Origin of the sequence: Klebsiella sp. GN_Kp190, from assembly GCF_040061795.1 — a bacterium.
Lineage (GTDB): Bacteria > Pseudomonadota > Gammaproteobacteria > Enterobacterales > Enterobacteriaceae > Klebsiella > Klebsiella michiganensis.
Map to the genome: position 1 here is coordinate 33,215 of NZ_JBEAFN010000076.1, position 17,317 is coordinate 50,531.

Consider the following 17,317-nt stretch of genomic DNA (forward strand, 5'->3'; position numbering starts at 1 on the left):
GCACGGATAGCGGCCGTCCGCGCGCCTTCTGTGCCGCAGCGCAAAAGTTGATAATGATTCTCATCTTTATTGTCGCCCTGCCCGCGCAGTGATAAGGTGACGTCATCCGATGACGCCCTCTCCGGTGCCGAAAACCGCATGAACAAGACAACTACGCAGAACGAACCCGCCCGCCAGGCGCTGAGGAAAACCTTCTCCGTCAGCGAGTTTATGGCGTTTGGTGAACGATACGGTATCGACTACCGCTTCCCGCAGCTGCTGCAAAAGCCGGAGCCTCCGCACGCCAGCCCGGTGCTGCGGGGAGATGTGGAAGAGTTGACCCTGCCCTGCGGCATGTGCGTCACCCATTCTGATGTTCACGTATTGCAGCCTTATGAGACCACCTCCCGCCACAGTAGCCCGCTCTATATGTTGGTGGTGCTGGAAGGCTGCGTCGCGCTGACCCTCAACGGGGAGCAGCACCTGGTGCGTTCCGGGATGGCCTTCACCTCGCGCCTTAGCGAACATCAGGCCATGCGCGCCCGCCACGATGCCGACAGCCGGCTCCGTACGCTCTCCCTCGGACTCTACCCGGACGGCACCTGGCGCGATGGCCTGCTCGATTCATTGATGCGCGAGTGGGAAAGGTGCCAGACGCCAACGCTTATCTGGCAGATACCGGGTTTTCTGCTGAGCGGACTGCAGTACGCGCAGCAGAGCGCGCTGAGTCGCGTGTCCCGACAGCTGATGCTGGAAGGACTTATCCTGCAGCTCTTCGGCCATGGGCTGAGCGTCTGTCAGGATGAAAGCGCGAAGCACGTCGCCCCGGCGGGCGGCGAACAGCAGCGGCTGGAGAGAGTTCGCCGCCTGCTGGAGCAGGCGCCGGAAAACGACTACACCCTCAATGAGCTGGCCCAGCGGGCGGCGATGAGCTCCAGCAGCTTGCGCAGTAAGTTTCGCCAGGCCTACGGCTGTTCGGTTTTTGACTACCTGCGCGATTGCCGCCTGGCGCGGGCAAGAAGCTATCTGCTGGAGGGCTATAGCGTGCAGCAGGCGGCCTGGATGTCGGGCTACCAGCACGCCACCAACTTCTCTACCGCTTTTCGTCGGCGCTACGGCATCTCGCCCTGCGATGTGCAAAAGCCGGGCTAATCCATTTTTCCCCTTTTTGCGAAAAATAGTCAGCGGCTTTGGCAGCGCGCATACGTATCCTGGCATTGCGCATAGCTATAGACAGCATCAAAAAGGTAATAATTCTTATTAACAATTAGAAATGCCTTTGGAGATGTTCATGTTTGCGAAAACTCGCCTGGCGCTACTGGTAGGATGGGTGACCGGCGGCGTCGCCTTCCCGCTGCTGGCCCAGGAAACAACAAAAAACGAAACCATCGTGGTCACTTCGCAGATGCAGAGCGGCGCGACCAAAATTGCCACCCCGGATATAGAGACCCCGCAATCGGTGTCTATTATCACGCGCGAGCAGTTTGAAGAACAGGGCGCGATCAGCGTCCGCCAGGCCGTGAGCTATACCCCCGGGGTTTACAGCAACCAGATTGGCGCCTCCAACCGCTTTGACTATATCGTCCTGCGCGGCTTCTCCGACGGCAGCCTGGATAACGTCTATCTCGACGGCCTGAAAATGATGGGCGATACCAACTCGCACAGCTCGCTGGTGGTCGATCCGTGGTTCCTGGAAAATATCGAAGTGGTGCGCGGCCCGGCCTCGGTGCTGTACGGCCGCTCTTCACCCGGCGGCATCGTCGCCCTCACCTCGCGTAAACCCTCATTCGATCCCGGCGGAGAAATTAAGCTGTTTGCCGGGAATAACAACCAGCGCGGGGCAGCGTTTGACGTTACCGGGGCGCTGGACGATAACGATCGCGTGGCGGCGCGCTTAAGCGGCATGACCCGCTATGCAGACTCGCAGTTTGATACCTTAAAAGAGCAGCGCTACGCGATTATGCCCAGCCTGACCTGGCGCATCACCGACCAGACGCGCCTTGATTTGATGGCCTATCTGCATCGCGACCCGGAGGGCGGCAGCCACTCGGGCCTCCCCTATGAAGGTACCGTGGTGCCGCACTACGGCAAGAAAATCGCTAACACCTTCTTCGAGGGAGAAGATGACTACGACAAGTACGATCGCCGCGAAAATATGGTCGGCTACAACTTCGAGCATCTGTTTGATAACGGCTGGTCGGTGCGGCAGAAGCTGCGCTACCTGCATACCAAAGTCGAGCTGAATCAGGTTTATGCCGCGGGCTGGCTGAACGAAACCGAGCTGAACCGCGGCTATTCCGGCTCGGACGAAAAGATGAACGCCATCACCCTCGATAACCAGCTCGACGGCAGCGTCGATACCTGGGCCGTTAACCATCGCCTGCTGATAGGGATCGACTATCAGGACCGTAGCAACGACACCACCGGCTACTATGGCGCATTCCCGGCCATCGACGCCTTTAATCCGGTCTACGGCGCGAAGCCGGATTACATCACCATGTATAGCCGCGAGAAGCACAAGCTGCGCCAGACCGGCTACTATTTACAGGATCAAATGTCCTGGGAGCGCTGGCGTTTGACCCTCGGCGGGCGCTACGACCAGGTCAGCGTCTCCAACATCGATAAGTTTAATCAAACGCGCAGCGATCTGGATAAGAACAACTTCAGCACCCGCGCCGCGCTGCTGTATCTGTTCGATAACGGGTTTGCCCCGTACATCAGCTACTCCACCGCCTTTACGCCCACCAGCTTCGCCGACGAAAACGGCAACGTGCTGGATCCAATGAAAGGCAAGCAGTGGGAAGCCGGGCTGAAGTATGAGCCGGAAGGAATGAACAGCCAGTTCAGCGCCTCGGTATTCCGCATCAATCAGACCAATATCGCCACCAAAGAAGAGCCGACCGATCCGTATCGTTCGATTGGTGAAATTGAGTCGAAAGGGGTAGAGCTGGAGGCGATAAGCCAGCTAACGGATAGCTTCCGCCTGCAGGCCGCCTATACCTACACTGACATTCGCTATAAGAAAAGCAGCCCGGAAGAGCAAGGCAAGCGTGCCGTTTACGCGCCGCGCAATCAGGCCAGCGCCTGGCTGAGCTATGATGTGAAAAGCGGCCCGCTGGATGGCCTGACGCTGGGTTCCGGCGTGCGCTACGTCAACGGCATTACCAGCGACCGCCTGAATACCCACACTCTGCCGTCCTATACGCTGGTGGATATGGCGATCGGCTATGACCTGTCGAAGGTGGGAATTAAAGGCCTCAGCGCCCAGCTGAACGTGAATAACCTGACCGACAAGAGCTACATTGCCGCCTGTAACTCGCTCTCTTACTGCTACTTTGGCGCAGAGCGCAGTATCGTCGGCAGCGTCTCCTGGAAGTTCTGATCGCGCTAAAAAAGCCCGGAGTGTTGCGCTCCGGGCTGCGGGTTACTCTTCCGCTTTATGGGCCCACGCGGGCATGGCCGTTAAGTAGCGCATCGCCCGCTTGCGCGCTTCCGCGGGGCCGACCTTCTGCCAGGAATCGAGGAACTCGGCCAGGCCGGAGACGGCGTCCTCCCAGGATTTAAGCTTCCCCTCGCTATCGCAGCACCAGGCGCAGTACTCTTCGCTTGCGCTTTTCGCCTCCCCGGCGGACATTGGCATTCCACAGGCCTGACAAAACCGTTCTTGCTGTGACATAGAGCGCTCCTTTCTTGCGGGTTGAGCATAAAAAATACAGCATTGTTTGCACAATAACGTTCTGCCAGTTCAAATATCCGTAAATTATTTGTGGTTATTGTTGTATCACCCAGCATTGCTCCCGGTTCTCTGAACGCGTTCGTCTACACTAAACAGGGACAGGTGTTTGACGCAGCTGATTCAGGCGCATCCACGGTTTAAAACAGATTAAGACAGGACGCAACCATGCAACTTAACGACCCTACCCTTTTTCGCCAGCAGGCGTTGATTAACGGACGCTGGCGCGACGCCAGCAGCAAAGAGACCCTCGCGGTCACGAACCCCGCCAACGGCCAGCAGCTGGGCAGCGTGCCCAAAATGGGCGCCGCAGAAACCCGCGAGGCTATCGATGCCGCCGCCGGCGCGCTGCCCGCATGGCGCGCCCTTACCGCCAAAGAACGCTCCGCTATCCTGCGCCGCTGGTTTGAGCTGATGATGGAGCATCAGGACGATTTGGCGCGCCTGATGACGCTGGAACAGGGTAAACCGCTGGCAGAAGCAAAAGGTGAAATCAGCTACGCCGCCTCGTTTATCGAGTGGTTTGCCGAAGAGGGGAAGCGCATCTACGGCGATACCATTCCCGGCCATCAGGCCGACAAGCGGCTGCTGGTGATTAAACAACCGATTGGCGTAACCGCCGCTATCACCCCGTGGAATTTTCCCGCGGCGATGATCACCCGTAAAGCGGGTCCGGCGCTGGCCGCAGGCTGCACGATGGTGCTCAAGCCCGCCAGCCAGACCCCGTTCTCCGCGCTGGCGCTGGCGGAGCTCGCCAACCGCGCCGGGATCCCCGAGGGCGTGTTTAACGTGGTCACCGGATCGGCCAGCGAAGTCGGCAATGAGCTCACCGGTAACCCGCTGGTGCGCAAACTCTCGTTTACCGGCTCGACGGAAATTGGCCGCCAGCTGATGGAACAGTGCGCGAAAGATATCAAGAAGGTCTCGCTGGAGCTCGGCGGCAACGCGCCGTTTATCGTTTTTGATGACGCCGATCTGGATAAAGCCGTCGAAGGCGCGCTGGCCTCCAAGTTTCGCAACGCCGGGCAGACCTGCGTCTGCGCCAACCGCCTGTACGTCCAGGATGGCGTCTACGATCGTTTCGCCGAAAAGCTTCAGCAGGCGGTGAGTAAGCTGCAAATCGGCGATGGCCTGCAGCCGAACGTCACAATCGGGCCGCTGATTGACGAGAAAGCGATCGCCAAAGTACAGGAGCATATCGCCGATGCGCTGGGCAAAGGCGCGCGGATAGTAACCGGCGGGAAAGTTCATGAGCTCGGCGGAAACTTCTTTCAGCCAACGATTCTGGTGGACGTCCCCGGTGATGCCAAAGTGGCGAAAGAAGAGACCTTTGGCCCCCTCGCCCCGCTATTCCGCTTTAAAGATGAAGCGGATGTTATTGCTCAGGCCAACGACACAGAATTCGGCCTGGCGGCCTATTTCTACGCTCGCGATCTGAGCCGCGTCTTTCGCGTCGGCGAAGCGCTGGAGTACGGCATTATCGGGATTAACACCGGCCTGATCTCCACCGAGGTCGCCCCGTTCGGCGGCGTGAAATCTTCCGGTCTCGGCCGCGAAGGGTCGAAGTATGGCATAGAGGATTACTTAGAAATCAAATACATGTGCATTGGGATTTAGCCAATAAACGCGCCAGCCCCGCTGGCGCGAATTTTTTAACGCTCAAGTGCGGATCGGCCAGGAAATGTAGTCACGACGGCCGTTCGTTTGCCGCCCGGGTCTCTCCGCTCCTATTTAATCGTAACCGCCATTTTTATGCTTCAGGCAATGATAAAAATATATTGCCCGTCAGGAAAAGTTATCTCCTCTCAGTCCGGGGCAGGTTCGACATAAGATTAATCGTAGGCTACAATAATCAACGCCGAGCTAAAGCTTAATTTTTGAATAGATTCATAGACATAAATTCAGCTTTAAAGAAGGACAGGACATCATTTTATTGACTATAAAACGAGCAAAAAGATGACGGATAGCACCATTAAAATTTACAACGCCCGCTATAGTAAGCTGATGAAGCTACTGGATTTTATTGCCGTCAACTTGTTCATTTTCGCTTATTTAAAATACTTTTTCGTCGAACCCTCAACGGCCTCTCTGTTCCTGGGCATAATATATTCACTGATTTTTATCAGAGCCAATGAACACTTTCAGCTATATTCTGGTCAGTTTAAAGGCCAGTATTTAAAAAAATTAACTAAATTGTTTTTCAGCGTCAGTATAAGCGGCTTGTTATCATTTTTATTGTTTGTAAGCGCCGAATTATTACTGAACAATCACGCCAGCACAAACGCGGTGCGATTAGCTGAAATTATTGTGCTGTGCTCGATTGCCATATTTATTAGTATGTTTCTGATTCGCGTTATCTCCAGCCGCTATTTTTTCAAATCCAGACTCAAGGTGGCTATTTTAGGCATAACGCCAGCCGGGCTGGCCATCGAGCAGGCGCTGTTTAAGGAGTATACCCACGACGGGATTGACATCACCTTCTTTGAGGACCGCGCCGTGCAGCGCGACAGTCGCCTGCTCAGCATTGAGAAAAAAGGCAATTCACGAGACCTGCTGGCGCTGGCGAAAGCCGGAGAAATCGATGAAGTCTATATTGCCCTGCCGATGGTCGCCCAGCAGCGTATTCGTCAGTTCTTGAATGAATTTTCCGACACCACCGTAGATGTGTTTCTGGTACCGGACCTCTTTTCCTACAGCTCACATATTTCTCAGCTGCGGATGTTTGGCAATATTCAGACGATCAGCATTTTTACCTCGCCGTTTGAAGGCGAAGGCGCGGTACTCAAGCGTATCGAAGATATCGTGCTTGGCGCTTTTTTTACCCTGGTCAGCCTGCCGGTCATGCTGGCGGTGGCGATCGGAATTAAGCTGACTTCGCCGGGCCCGGTGCTGTTTAAACAAAACCGTTACGGCCTGAACGGTAAACAGATCCCCGTCTGGAAGTTCAGAACCATGCGCGTGATGGAAAACAGCGCGGTAGTGACCCAGGCAACGCGTAACGATCCGCGCATTACCCGCTTCGGCGCCTTTTTACGTAAAACCTCACTTGATGAACTGCCGCAGTTTTTTAACGTGCTGCAGGGAACCATGTCGATAGTGGGCCCACGCCCTCACGCGGTCGCGCATAATGAGCAGTATCGCGTGCTGGTGGAAAATTACATGATCCGCCATAAAGTGAAGCCCGGCATTACCGGCCTGGCGCAAATACACGGTTTTCGCGGCGAAACCGACACGATTGATAAAATGGAAAAACGCATTCAGTACGATCTGGAATATATTCAGTCGTGGTCGCTGCTGCTGGACATTAAAATTGTGTTTTTAACGTTTTTCCGCGGATTTGTGGGGAAGAATGCGTTCTGAACTCACTTTCCTCGCAGGTTTGCTGGCGATGCCTTACGCATGGGCTGACCTGCAGGCAAAACCACATACCGGTGTGGCTGGCATCGATTTCGAGAGCCAGGTGGGTTATGACGTCGGTTACAATGACAACGTGACCTGGCAACGCTACGGCGGGAATGAAATCGGCTCCGCTTATCAAGGCGTTAAGCCGATTTTCAAAGCCATCGGCGAGCGCTACGAGGACCGCTATTTACTGATGTACTCCGGCGATTACCGCCGCTACGCCAGCGATAGCGCAGATAACCGCGACAACCATTTTTTTATGTTTAACGGCAAGTGGCGCTTCGGCAGCATGCACGGGCTGTCGTTGGATCTCGATGAAACGTTCGGCCATGAAGAGCGCGGCCGCGATACCACCGAGGGGTTTCTCCCCGAGCAGTTTAAAGAGTTTGGCATTAATAAGCCCATCGCCACGCGCTTCTTTAACAGTGAACTGCGCTATAGCTACGGGGCGCCGGAAGGGCGCGGTAAAGCAGAAGTTGCGCTAATGCATAAGCAGCTGCGCTTTCGCAATCTCGACAGCATTGAGGACGCCAGCGCCGACTTTCATTACTACATGCACGATCAGGAGTGGCATGAAAACAGCCTGGTCGCCGAGCTTTTTGATCAAAAAGCCAAAACGCTGCGCTATCGCTACAGTTTTATTACCAACCAGCGTCGCTATGAGCTCAACCCGTTAAAAGACAGTAATGAATATTATCTGCTGGTCGGCATGAAAAATCGTCTTTCCGGCAAGACCGAGATCCACGGCAACGTCGCCTGGCTGTATAAAGATTTTATCCATAATCCCGACTCGCAGGGGTTCAACGGCCTGAACTGGGATATTAACGCCGACTGGAAACCGCTTGAACAGATAAAGCTCAACTTACATAGTTCACAACGAATAAAAGATCCTACCGACTCCGGCGGCTATATTCTGGTATCAAATTTCGGTCTGGGCTATGAGCACCACTGGCTGGTCGACAGGTTCTCCACTCTGGTTGATTACTCTTATATTACAGAGGATTACAAACACCAGACCAACGGACGCAAAGATCGATCAAACCTCGTGTCGCTCACCTTCAACTACGACTACCGTCCATCCGTTAATTTTCAGCTGAAGCTGCAATGGAACACGATGCATTCTAATAAAGAAAAAGATGCCTTTTATATTGGCCCGGACTATGACCATGAGGTCGAGCGCACGCTGGGCTACCACGACTCGGCCATTATTTTTATGACGCAGGTACAAATATGATCCTTAGCTATGGAAAACGGGCGGTGATTTCTCTTCTGGCGCTATGGCTGGCGGGCTGTTCGGCGCCGCCGCAGACGATCCGAACGCCGCCGGATGCCGTTTATCATCTGGACCAGGGAGATGAGATCAATATCGCGGTTTCCGGCGAGCAGGATCTCACTATGCGCGTAAAAATCGATAATAGCGGCAGCGTTGATTATCCTTATATAGGCTCCCTGATGCTGAAAGGGAAAACGCCTGAACAGGTCGGCAACGAAATTGCCGATAAGCTGCGCGGTAACTATCTGCAGGCGCCAATGGTGACCGTGAGCATTGCCGAATACCGTAAAATTTATCTGTTAGGCGAAGTCAAAAAACCGGACGGTTACGCCTGGGAACCGGGCTTAACCGCTGAAAAAGCCATTGCGCTGGCCGGCGGGTTTACCGATCGCGCCGATCGCCATGACATCCGCATTCGTCAGTTTCGCAGCGGTAAACTGCTGGAAAACGTCGCCGCCGACTCCGCCGTACAGGCCGGAGATACCATCATCATTGGCATGAGTTTCTTCTGATATGGCTATTTCATTAGTTGAAAATGGAAAGAAGAAAGAAGGCTTTATCGACTTCACGCCTTATTTCAACAAAATTAAGCACAAGCTGATCTGGTGCCTGGTAGTGGTGGTGGTGGCTGCCGCGGCGTCGTGGATCCTGACGCGCTTTATGTCATCCAGCTATACCGCAACCGCGACGGTGCTGTTTAAAGCGCAGTCGCAGGATGTTACCCCCCTGCCGCGGCTGGAAAACTATGATTCCACCCGCAGCGATTATTATGAAACCAAATACGCGCTGATGGGCTCCCGCGTCGTGCTGGAAGCCGCGGTAAAAGCGCTAAAGCTGGATCGGGACCCGGAATTTAACGGCGGGGACAATCTTGATGAGGCCGCGCGGGTCAATAATGCGCTGCGCGCCCTGCAAAAAAACCTGACCATCTCCGGCGTGCGCACCACGCAGCTGGTATCCGTTTCGATGGAGGCGAAATCGCCGCAAAAAGCCGCCGATATCGCCAACGGCGTGGCGCAGGCGTTTATCGATTACAGCCTGGCGCAGAAGCAGAAAATCTTACTTCAGGCCCAGGGCTGGAACGAGAAAATGATGGACGATCTGCGCGATAAGCTCGATCGCCAGAAAGCCGACATCGATGATTTTCTCAAACAAAACGGCCTGCTGACCTTCCGCAGCATGGATGGCTACGAGACCGAGCGCCTGGGGATCGTGATTAACCATCTGGCCGACGCCACCCAGCGCCGTCTGAAAGCGCAAACGGTGTGGGACAAAGTGCGCCGTCAGCAGGGAAAAGCGCCGGAAGCCATCATCTCGCTGCCGGAAATTTCCGGTCATCCGCAGATTCAGGATCTGCGTATCGCGCTGATCCAGACGCGGCGTAACTTATCGGAAGCGGCAAAACACTATGGCCCTAAGCATCCGAAATATCTTCAGGCTCAGGCCCAGCTGCAGGTCGTCAACGGGCAGATAGGCCAGGTGTTGGGGGAACTGCTTAACGGCTTACGCCAGCAGTATCAGATCGCGCTGGACGATGAACAGCACTATCAGCAGATGCTCAACGACCAGAAAGCCGACTTCCAGGCGCTGGGTGCCAAGCGCGATAAATACAACACCATGATGACCGCGCTGAACAAAACCGAAGAGCTGTATAAATCGCTGTATCAGCGGGCGAATGAGCAGAAGCTCTCCGAGAGCTTTTCGGTTCCCGATGAAGTGATCTACGATGCCGCCGTGCCGCCAAATCTTCCCTCTAAACCACAGCGCGGTCTGCTTATCGTGATGGCGACCCTGATGGCGCTGGCGCTGTACATCATGTACCTGATAGTCAGCACCGCGCTCGACAAAACGGTGAACAGCATCAGCGAACTTAAAGCCAAAACGGGCCTTGATGCCAGCGGTGAGTTTCCGCTGTTGCCTCAGGCGAACAGCGCGAAGCTGACGTTCCAGAACCTGCTGTATGCCGATATGCTCCACAGCCTGCGCCTGGCGCTGCTCGGCCAGAATACTCATAGCGGGACGATACTGGTGACCTCGGCGCAGGCAGATGCCGGCAGCAGCCTGATTGCCGAAATGCTGGCGTGGTCCGCCGCTAAGTCAGGCAAAACCTTGCTCATCGATGTAGATTATCTGGCAAGCGCGGGGCTCTCCGCGCGCTATCCTCAGCATAAAACAGGGTTCAGCGAGCGTCTTGATGGCCGCAGCGCCGCGTCCCAGGCGGTGGCCCCCCTTTCCGAGACGCTGGATTTTATGCCGCGAGGCGAACTCAGCGACTCAGCCCTGCTGCTGCTCACTTCTGAACGGCTCCCGGCGCTGCTGACGACGCTGCGGCAGACCTACGATTATCTGATTATTGATGCGCCATCGCTCGGGCTGGCCCAGGACGCCCTGCTGCTGGCGCCGCACGTCGATATCAGCCTGCTGGTGGTCAACGCAGGCGAGCAGGCGTCACGCATCCGCGACGCGCAACATCGTCTGCAAACCGCCGCGCCAGCGCCTGTCGCCACCATGCTTAACCGGGTGCAAGAAGAGAACCTGGAGACGCAGGAGGGCAAACGCCTGCCCGAGCGCGGCATGGGCGAACTGATTTCACCGAAGTAGCGATTATGAACTTAATTAAGAGTATTTCTTCAATCGCCAGCTCCTCGGTCCTCTCGCAGGCGATCGGCGCTTTTTCCGTATGGCTGATTTCCCATCGCTATGGCATGGCGGAAGTCGGGCACTATGCGATGATCTACAGCAACGTGCTGATTGGCGCGCAGGTTTGCACCTTTGCGTCGCAGCTGCTGATCCCGCGCCAGGAAGAGCATGAGCTGGGGCAGAACGTGGTGTTTTGCCTGCTGCAAAGCCTGCTTCTGGCGCTGCCGTGGGCGGTCATCACCGGACTGATATTCCATCTCAATATCGCGTTTCTCTACCTGCTCACCTTCGGCTATGCGCTGGTTTTGATCGCCGAGAACCTCTCGCTGCGCGGCGGTAACTATCAGTTCCTCACCTTCCAGCGTATCGCCGTGTCGCTGGTGGTGGCGATAGCTCTGCTGGCGATGCCGAATACCACGCTGTTCTATATTGCCTGGATGGCGGGCATTTTGCTGCTGCTCGGCCTCTGCCTGCTGCGTTTGTTTCGCTTCAGTACCCTGACGCCGGCGCACTTTTCACCACGGGCGAACGGCCTTTTTGCGCGCCAGCACTGGCAGCACCTCAGCCGCGTCGGCAGCGCGGAAGTGCTGGCGATGGCCAGCAATAACCTGCCTACGATGTTGATAAATATCTGGTTTTCACCGCTGGTCGCCGGCTATTTCTCGGTGGTGAGCCGCTTCTGTTTATCACCGGTGATGATTGTCGGTAACGCGGTGCGCAACTCCATCTTTTCAAAATGGTCGATGGATTTTCGCAACGGCACCTTTAACTATCCGGAGTACAAAAAGATTCGCCTGATGCTGATGGCCGCGGCGCTGATCTGTATCCTTGGGATCTGGATTTTCTATCCGCTGGTCATGCGCCTGGGCTTCAGTCAGGAGTGGCTCAATTCCATTCCGACCTCACGCTATATGCTGCCCTATCTGTTCGCCGCGCTGGCCGTCAGTCCGCTGACCGTTATTGAGCTTATCTTTGGTTCTAAACGCTATTTTTTACGCATTCAGATCGAGCAGCTGCTGATTATTATCGTCGCTTTTATCGCGCTGCCTGAATTGGGCCAGCGCTATGAGATAGCCCTCCTGACGTTCTCCGTGCTGACCAGCATTCGCTATCTGTTCATCCTGCTGAAAATGAACAAACGGGCGCTACAGCTCTCCCGGCAGGAGCAGAAAATATGCAGCTAAACACTGGTCGCTATCTGGAGGTATTCGCGCTGACGACCATCGTCTTCTGCGGCACGATTCAGTATTTCACCGGCGTGGCAGCCGTGCTGTGGCTCCCCTTTTTCATGGTGCTGGTGATGGTGGTCCTGCTGATGATGCAAAGCCGGCCGCAGCCGCTGGCGCTTAGCGCGCGCGAGAAGGTGGTGCTGGCGCTGTATCTGACGTTTATCATCCTCAGCCTCTGCGCCACGGTTTTACAATCCGGCATCGTTACCGCCATCGTCGGCTTCAAAAATGAACTGGCCCTGTCGCTGGTGATGTTTTGCATGCTGCTCGGCATGTTTCGCGAGTCGCAGCTGCACCGCCTGACCCGGCTATTTTACTGGCTGTTCTACGTCCAGTTCCCGCTGGCTATCTATCAGGTGCTGGTGGTGGTGCCAAAACGCGTGGCTTTGCGCGGCGAGGATGAAAAGTGGGATTCGGTGGTCGGCACGTTTGGCGGCGACCCGATGGGCGGCGGCAATACCGCGGCCATGGGGATGTTCTGCCTGCTGATTATGCTGCTGAAGGTGTCCGAATTTAAGCACGGTATCTGCTCGTTCAAGTCGATGGCGGCGCATATCGTGCTGGCCTTTTTCCTCTGCGTGGTGGGCGAGGTAAAATTCGTGATTCTGCTGTCGCCTTTCTTACTGGCGCTGCTGTGGATCATGCCCGCTTACGTCAGCGGCATCAGCAAAGTCACCCTGCGCTCGTTGATGATTATCGCCGCCGGAATGGTGGTGCTAATTTTTGCCGCTATCACCATTCTGGCGTCCAATTACTCGTCGGCCTTCGGCGGGGACCCGACCAAAAGCGCGCTCTCGGTATTTATCGATTCCCTCGGCTATATCTTTGATACCAATTACATTATGGAAAGCGGCGAGCTCGGCCGGTTTACCACTATTTTCTTCTGGCTCCAGCATAACGAGCTTTTTGGCCCCGGCGGGATGCTGTTTGGCTACGGTCTGAACGCCACCAACAGCGGCAGTACCGTCTCCCCCGGCTATATTGGCGCCTGGTATCATCTGATACTCGACTCCACCGCGCTGAGCATGATGCTGTGGGAAGTCGGTATTATCGGCGTGATCTTATTTATCGCCATGATTGCCGCTATTCTCATCGGCATGCGGCCCAAAGAGACCTTTTCCCGCTACGATCTCAAACGGGAAGATTTACAGCTGCTCAGCTCCGCGCCTGCGTTTTACGTCTTTGCCATTGGCTGTTTGCTCAGCCTTCCCTACAGCCAGATCCTGATGATCATTCCCATGCTACAGTTTTTATTATGGCTGGCCCTCGGGGCGCTTATTGTCATTCATCGTTCCGTCCGTCTGAACTCCGGTACCCAATATGAATAAAACGCCATCAATTACCGTCAGCATTAAGACCCTCAACGAAGCGCAGGGTATTGAAAAAACGATCGACAGCGTCCGCAAGCAATTGCAGCCTTACCCGCATCAGATTATCGTCGCCGATAGCCTGTCCACCGACAATACCCGCGAGCTGGCCGTCGCCAAAGACGCGATGGTGGTTTGCCTCGATAACGCGAAAGATCGATGCTGCGGCGTGGGCCATCAGCTGGGCTGGTTATTCAGCGAAGGGGACTATCTGCTGCTGCTGGACGGCGATATGGAGCTGGAGCCGGGTTTTCTCGACACCGCCGTGGCGTTTCTTGAAACGCATCCCGAATATGCGGGCGTGGCGGGCAGCGTCGAGATGGATGACGCCGCTAACTATGAGTTTAAATCGCGCAAGCAGCGTCTGCATCTTATCTATCCGCAGGGCGATACCGATCATCTTGGCGGCGGCGGCCTTTACCGCCGTTCGGCAATCGAGAAAATTGGCTATCTGACCAATCTTAACCTTCACGGTTATGAAGAAGCCGAATTGGGGATCCGCTTGCAGGCCGCGGGCTATAAACTCCACCGCCTCGCCGCGCCCTATTTTAGCCATGCGTCCTATACCATGCCGACATTTAAAATGTTGACCTATCGCTGGAAGAACGGTTTTTTATGGGCGCCGGGTGAGCTATTACGCAACTGCTGGGGGAAAAAGCATTTCCCCGCCGCGCTTAAGATTGTTCGCAACGAACTGATATTCACGCTGTATATCCTGGTATTGATTATTTGCCTCCTGTCGTTCAATCCCGGGGTGATTATTATCGCCCTGCTTCCGCTGCTGGCGTTTATCGCGCTGAAGGCGATTAAAAATAAGTCGCTGCGGGACGGCCTCCAGAGCGTGATCAACTTATCGTTATTTTCCGCAGGTATGGTGCGAGGCGTCATTAACCCCGTTCGCGATCCGCTGAAACAACCCGCCGTGACCGTCTCCAACCCAAAACATATCCAGACAGAACATGAAAATATTATTCGTTAATAAATTCTTTTTTATTAAGGGCGGAGCGGAAACCGTTTTTTTCCAGGAGCGAGACGCCATGCTGCAAGCGGGCTATCAGGTTGTCGACTTCAGCATGCAGCATGCGGAAAATAAGCCTTCGCCCTGGGAAAGCTTCTTCGTACATAACGTGGATTATCATCAAAGCCACGGGCTGACGGGTAAGCTCAAAGCGGGCATCGACTTTATCTACAACGCTGAGGCCTGCAATAAACTCAACACCCTGCTGCTGGAGCAGCGCCCGGATATTGTGCACTTTCATAATATCTACCACCAGCTGACGCCCGCATTGATTGGCGTCGCTAAGCGCTTTGGCTGCAAAACCGTACTGACGGCGCACGATTATAAAATCGTCTGCCCATCGTACACCATGCTACGCGATGGCCACGTCTGCGATGACTGTCTTACCGGTTCGGTGAGCAATGCCTTTCGCCATCGTTGCCAGCAGGGCGATACCTTTAAAAGCCTGCTGCTCTCGCTTGAGGCCTACTGGCAAAAGTTCGCGCAAAATTACGCCATGCTCGATTGCATTATCGCTCCCAGCGAATTTATGCGTCAGACGCTGCGGCGTAAATTACCCAGGTCGCGGATCGATGCGATCGTCAACGGTATTGATGCCAGCACCACGATCCCGGGCGATACGGCGGGGGATTATTTCCTCTATATTGGCCGCTTGAGCCGTGAGAAAGGCGTGGCCACCCTGGCGCTGGCGCAGCAAAAAATGCAGCAGTCCATGCCGCTGAAAATCGTCGGCGATGGCCCTCTCGGCAGCGACCTGCGCGCCCGCTTTAGCGGTCCGGAATTTCTCGGCTATATGCGCCACGGAGACGCGCTCAACGCGTTGATTCGCGGCGCGCGGGCGGTGATCGTCCCTTCCGAATATTATGAAAACTGCTCGATGTCGGTGCTGGAGGCCATGGCGTTCGGTCGCCCCGTCGTCGGCGGCAATATCGGCGGCATTCCGGAGCAAATTCGCGATGGCATTGATGGCTATCTGGTGGAACCCGGGGATGCCGACGCGCTGGCGCGCATCATGGATAGCCTGGCCGCCAATCCGCAGCAGGCGCGAGAAATGGGCATCAACGCACGCCAGCGTTTAGAGGAGAAATACGATCTCGCCCGGCATATGCAGGTTCTGCAGGAACTCTATCAGCAGCTCGTGGGGGAAGCGAAATGAAGCTCAAAGTGACGGTGCTTGGCACCCGCGGTATTCCGAACGTCCAGGGCGGCGTTGAGACCCACTGCCAGAATCTCTATCCGGAAATCTATCACCAGAATCACGCCGATATCTGCGTCATTGCCCGCTCACCGTACGTGGACTATCGCCATAGCGAATATAAAGGCGTGCGGTTGAAAAGCCTGTGGGCGCCCAAAAGCCGTAAATTCGAAGCCATTATTCACTCTACGCTGGCCGCATTCAGCACCCTGTTTGACGGCTCAAATGTGGTTCACGTTCACGCGGTCGGTCCTGGCCTGGTGGTCCCGCTGCTGCGCCTGCTCGGCAAGCGCGTCGTTTTTACCCACCACGGCCCGGACTACGACAGGCAGAAGTGGGGCAAAATGGCGAAAGAGATGCTGCGCCTCGGTGAGAAATGGGCGGTGAAATATGCCAACGAGGTTATTGTTATCTCGGAAGTGATTAATACGCTGATTAAGACCAAACACGGCCGTACCAACGCTAACGTGATCTATAACGGCGTGCGCCAACCGCAGCTTCCCGCCGAAGAGACGCGACGGGTCACGTTGAATCAGTACTCCCTCAAACCCGGGCAATACGTTGTCGCCGTCGCCCGTTTTGTGGAAGAAAAAGGGCTGCACGATCTGCTTGCCGCCTACAAAGCCTCGAACTGTTCGCTGCCGCTGGTGCTGATTGGCGATGCCGACCATCCCGATGAGTACAGCGAGCGGCTGAAGAAGCAGGCGGCCGAAACTCCGGGAGCGATCATGACCGGTTTTATTAGCGGCGATCCGCTGCACACTTTGTTCTCACAGGCCGGGCTTTTTGTTCTACCGTCTTATCACGAAGGGCTGCCCATTGCCCTGCTGGAAGCCATGTCCTGGTCACTGCCGGTTATCGTCAGCGATATCCCGGCCAACCTCGAGATTGGCCTGCCTGCCGAGGTCTATTTTCCGACGGGCAATGTCGCCGCGCTGGCGCAAAAGCTCCAGTCCTGGCGCGGCGAGGAGACCGCGGATTACAGCCAACTGATGCCCAAATACCGCTGGCCGGACATTGCGGCAAAAACCGCTCAGGTCTATCAGCGTTTAACGAATAAGAGTCAACCGTGACTAAATCAACATCCGACCTGGTCGTCGAGCGCTTTTATTCCGCGCTTGACCCGGAAACAGAAACCTCACTCACGCCGGAACAAAAGCGCGGTATTGAACAGGCGCTGGTGAGATCGAGCCTGGCCTCGCGCCATCGCATTGATTTTCGCCATAGTTTTCCTTTTCTGCATCGCCGCTATTTCGTGGTCTTTTTATGCGGCCGCGATCTGCGCAAAATTCCGCGAGAGAGTACGCTGCTCGGGCGTATATTCTCCACCCTGGCGATTACCATCGCCGTGCTGTTCGCCATTCTTGCGGTGCTGCTGGCGCTCTATATGCTGAAATCCGCGCTGGGTATCGATGTGTTTAAAAACTTCCACGTCGGTATCTGGACGTGGTTTGTGAACCTCCACGATAAAGTGAATTAAC

The 17,317-nt window shown here is 55.4% G+C and carries 14 protein-coding genes; 13 read left to right on the top strand and 1 reads right to left on the bottom strand.

From position 1 onward, the window contains the following. The first annotated feature begins 138 nt into the window (after positions 1–138). Both ABLU67_RS27865 and foxA read left to right on the top strand, forming a co-directional pair. Positions 139–1,131 (top strand): AraC family transcriptional regulator, encoded by a 993-nt coding sequence (locus tag ABLU67_RS27865; protein WP_348852623.1) that lies wholly within the window; start codon positions 139–141, stop codon positions 1,129–1,131. A gap of 121 nt (positions 1,132–1,252) precedes the next feature. After that, a complete protein-coding gene (gene foxA, locus ABLU67_RS27870; protein ID WP_348852624.1) occupies positions 1,253–3,361 on the top strand; it encodes a ferrioxamine B receptor FoxA in 2,109 nt (702 codons plus the stop codon). A 42-nt stretch (positions 3,362–3,403) separates the two neighbouring features. Here foxA and ABLU67_RS27875 read toward each other — a convergent pair whose 3' ends face one another. Continuing rightward, positions 3,404–3,655 carry a zinc ribbon domain-containing protein gene (locus ABLU67_RS27875; RefSeq protein WP_025107253.1) on the bottom strand — a complete coding sequence of 84 codons (252 nt, stop codon included), beginning with the start codon at positions 3,653–3,655 and terminating at the stop codon, positions 3,404–3,406. A gap of 225 nt (positions 3,656–3,880) precedes the next feature. Between ABLU67_RS27875 and gabD the strand changes: the two genes are divergently transcribed. The 11 genes from gabD to ABLU67_RS27930 all read left to right on the top strand — a co-directional run bounded on the left by gabD (position 3,881) and on the right by ABLU67_RS27930 (position 17,316). Next, positions 3,881–5,329, top strand: coding sequence for an NADP-dependent succinate-semialdehyde dehydrogenase (gene gabD, locus ABLU67_RS27880; protein WP_032748090.1), 1,449 nt, complete (start codon positions 3,881–3,883; stop codon positions 5,327–5,329). A gap of 339 nt (positions 5,330–5,668) precedes the next feature. Next, entirely contained in the window at positions 5,669–7,072 is a 1,404-nt protein-coding gene (locus ABLU67_RS27885) for an undecaprenyl-phosphate glucose phosphotransferase (RefSeq protein WP_014228048.1), read from the top strand. Then, the gene (locus ABLU67_RS27890) at positions 7,062–8,348 is read left to right on the top strand and encodes an outer membrane beta-barrel protein (RefSeq protein ID WP_047724374.1); all 1,287 of its coding nucleotides are present in this window, start codon (positions 7,062–7,064) and stop codon (positions 8,346–8,348) included. Before ABLU67_RS27885 ends, ABLU67_RS27890 begins: the two co-directional genes overlap by 11 nt. Next, the gene (locus tag ABLU67_RS27895) at positions 8,345–8,899 is read left to right on the top strand and encodes a polysaccharide biosynthesis/export family protein (RefSeq protein ID WP_004847971.1); all 555 of its coding nucleotides are present in this window, start codon (positions 8,345–8,347) and stop codon (positions 8,897–8,899) included. The genes ABLU67_RS27890 and ABLU67_RS27895 overlap by 4 nt, the downstream gene beginning before the upstream one ends. Before the next feature lies 1 nt (position 8,900). After that, positions 8,901–10,988 carry a polysaccharide biosynthesis tyrosine autokinase gene (locus ABLU67_RS27900; RefSeq protein ID WP_348852625.1) on the top strand — a complete coding sequence of 696 codons (2,088 nt, stop codon included), beginning with the start codon at positions 8,901–8,903 and terminating at the stop codon, positions 10,986–10,988. A gap of 5 nt (positions 10,989–10,993) precedes the next feature. Beyond that, positions 10,994–12,211, top strand: a complete 1,218-nt coding sequence (locus ABLU67_RS27905) for a capsular biosynthesis protein (RefSeq protein WP_049084241.1) — start codon at positions 10,994–10,996, stop codon at positions 12,209–12,211. Further along, positions 12,202–13,584, top strand: coding sequence for a hypothetical protein (locus tag ABLU67_RS27910; RefSeq protein WP_014837479.1), 1,383 nt, complete (start codon positions 12,202–12,204; stop codon positions 13,582–13,584). The genes ABLU67_RS27905 and ABLU67_RS27910 overlap by 10 nt, the downstream gene beginning before the upstream one ends. Then, positions 13,577–14,602: a glycosyltransferase gene (locus tag ABLU67_RS27915; protein WP_049084244.1), complete on the top strand. Its 1,026-nt coding sequence runs from the start codon at positions 13,577–13,579 to the stop codon at positions 14,600–14,602. The genes ABLU67_RS27910 and ABLU67_RS27915 overlap by 8 nt, the downstream gene beginning before the upstream one ends. Further along, positions 14,583–15,797 carry a glycosyltransferase family 4 protein gene (locus ABLU67_RS27920; RefSeq protein ID WP_049084247.1) on the top strand — a complete coding sequence of 405 codons (1,215 nt, stop codon included), beginning with the start codon at positions 14,583–14,585 and terminating at the stop codon, positions 15,795–15,797. Before ABLU67_RS27915 ends, ABLU67_RS27920 begins: the two co-directional genes overlap by 20 nt. Continuing rightward, the gene (locus tag ABLU67_RS27925; protein ID WP_207171821.1) at positions 15,794–16,909 is read left to right on the top strand and encodes a glycosyltransferase family 4 protein; all 1,116 of its coding nucleotides are present in this window, start codon (positions 15,794–15,796) and stop codon (positions 16,907–16,909) included. Before ABLU67_RS27920 ends, ABLU67_RS27925 begins: the two co-directional genes overlap by 4 nt. Then, positions 16,906–17,316, top strand: a complete 411-nt coding sequence (locus tag ABLU67_RS27930) for a hypothetical protein (RefSeq protein WP_014228040.1) — start codon at positions 16,906–16,908, stop codon at positions 17,314–17,316. The genes ABLU67_RS27925 and ABLU67_RS27930 overlap by 4 nt, the downstream gene beginning before the upstream one ends. Position 17,317 lies beyond the last annotated feature (1 nt).

Excerpts from the sequence above, each read along its gene's own strand:
- ABLU67_RS27865 (WP_348852623.1), top strand. The coding sequence starts at position 139 with ATGAACAAGACAACTACGCAGAACGAACCCGCCCGCCAGGCGCTGAGG.
- foxA (WP_348852624.1), top strand. The coding sequence starts at position 1,253 with ATGCCTTTGGAGATGTTCATGTTTGCGAAAACTCGCCTGGCGCTACTG.
- ABLU67_RS27875 (WP_025107253.1), bottom strand. The coding sequence starts at position 3,655 with ATGTCACAGCAAGAACGGTTTTGTCAGGCCTGTGGAATGCCAATGTCC.
- gabD (WP_032748090.1), top strand. The coding sequence starts at position 3,881 with ATGCAACTTAACGACCCTACCCTTTTTCGCCAGCAGGCGTTGATTAAC.
- ABLU67_RS27885 (WP_014228048.1), top strand. The coding sequence starts at position 5,669 with ATGACGGATAGCACCATTAAAATTTACAACGCCCGCTATAGTAAGCTG.
- ABLU67_RS27890 (WP_047724374.1), top strand. The coding sequence starts at position 7,062 with ATGCGTTCTGAACTCACTTTCCTCGCAGGTTTGCTGGCGATGCCTTAC.
- ABLU67_RS27895 (WP_004847971.1), top strand. The coding sequence starts at position 8,345 with ATGATCCTTAGCTATGGAAAACGGGCGGTGATTTCTCTTCTGGCGCTA.
- ABLU67_RS27900 (WP_348852625.1), top strand. The coding sequence starts at position 8,901 with ATGGCTATTTCATTAGTTGAAAATGGAAAGAAGAAAGAAGGCTTTATC.
- ABLU67_RS27905 (WP_049084241.1), top strand. The coding sequence starts at position 10,994 with ATGAACTTAATTAAGAGTATTTCTTCAATCGCCAGCTCCTCGGTCCTC.
- ABLU67_RS27910 (WP_014837479.1), top strand. The coding sequence starts at position 12,202 with ATGCAGCTAAACACTGGTCGCTATCTGGAGGTATTCGCGCTGACGACC.
- ABLU67_RS27915 (WP_049084244.1), top strand. The coding sequence starts at position 13,577 with ATGAATAAAACGCCATCAATTACCGTCAGCATTAAGACCCTCAACGAA.
- ABLU67_RS27920 (WP_049084247.1), top strand. The coding sequence starts at position 14,583 with ATGAAAATATTATTCGTTAATAAATTCTTTTTTATTAAGGGCGGAGCG.
- ABLU67_RS27925 (WP_207171821.1), top strand. The coding sequence starts at position 15,794 with ATGAAGCTCAAAGTGACGGTGCTTGGCACCCGCGGTATTCCGAACGTC.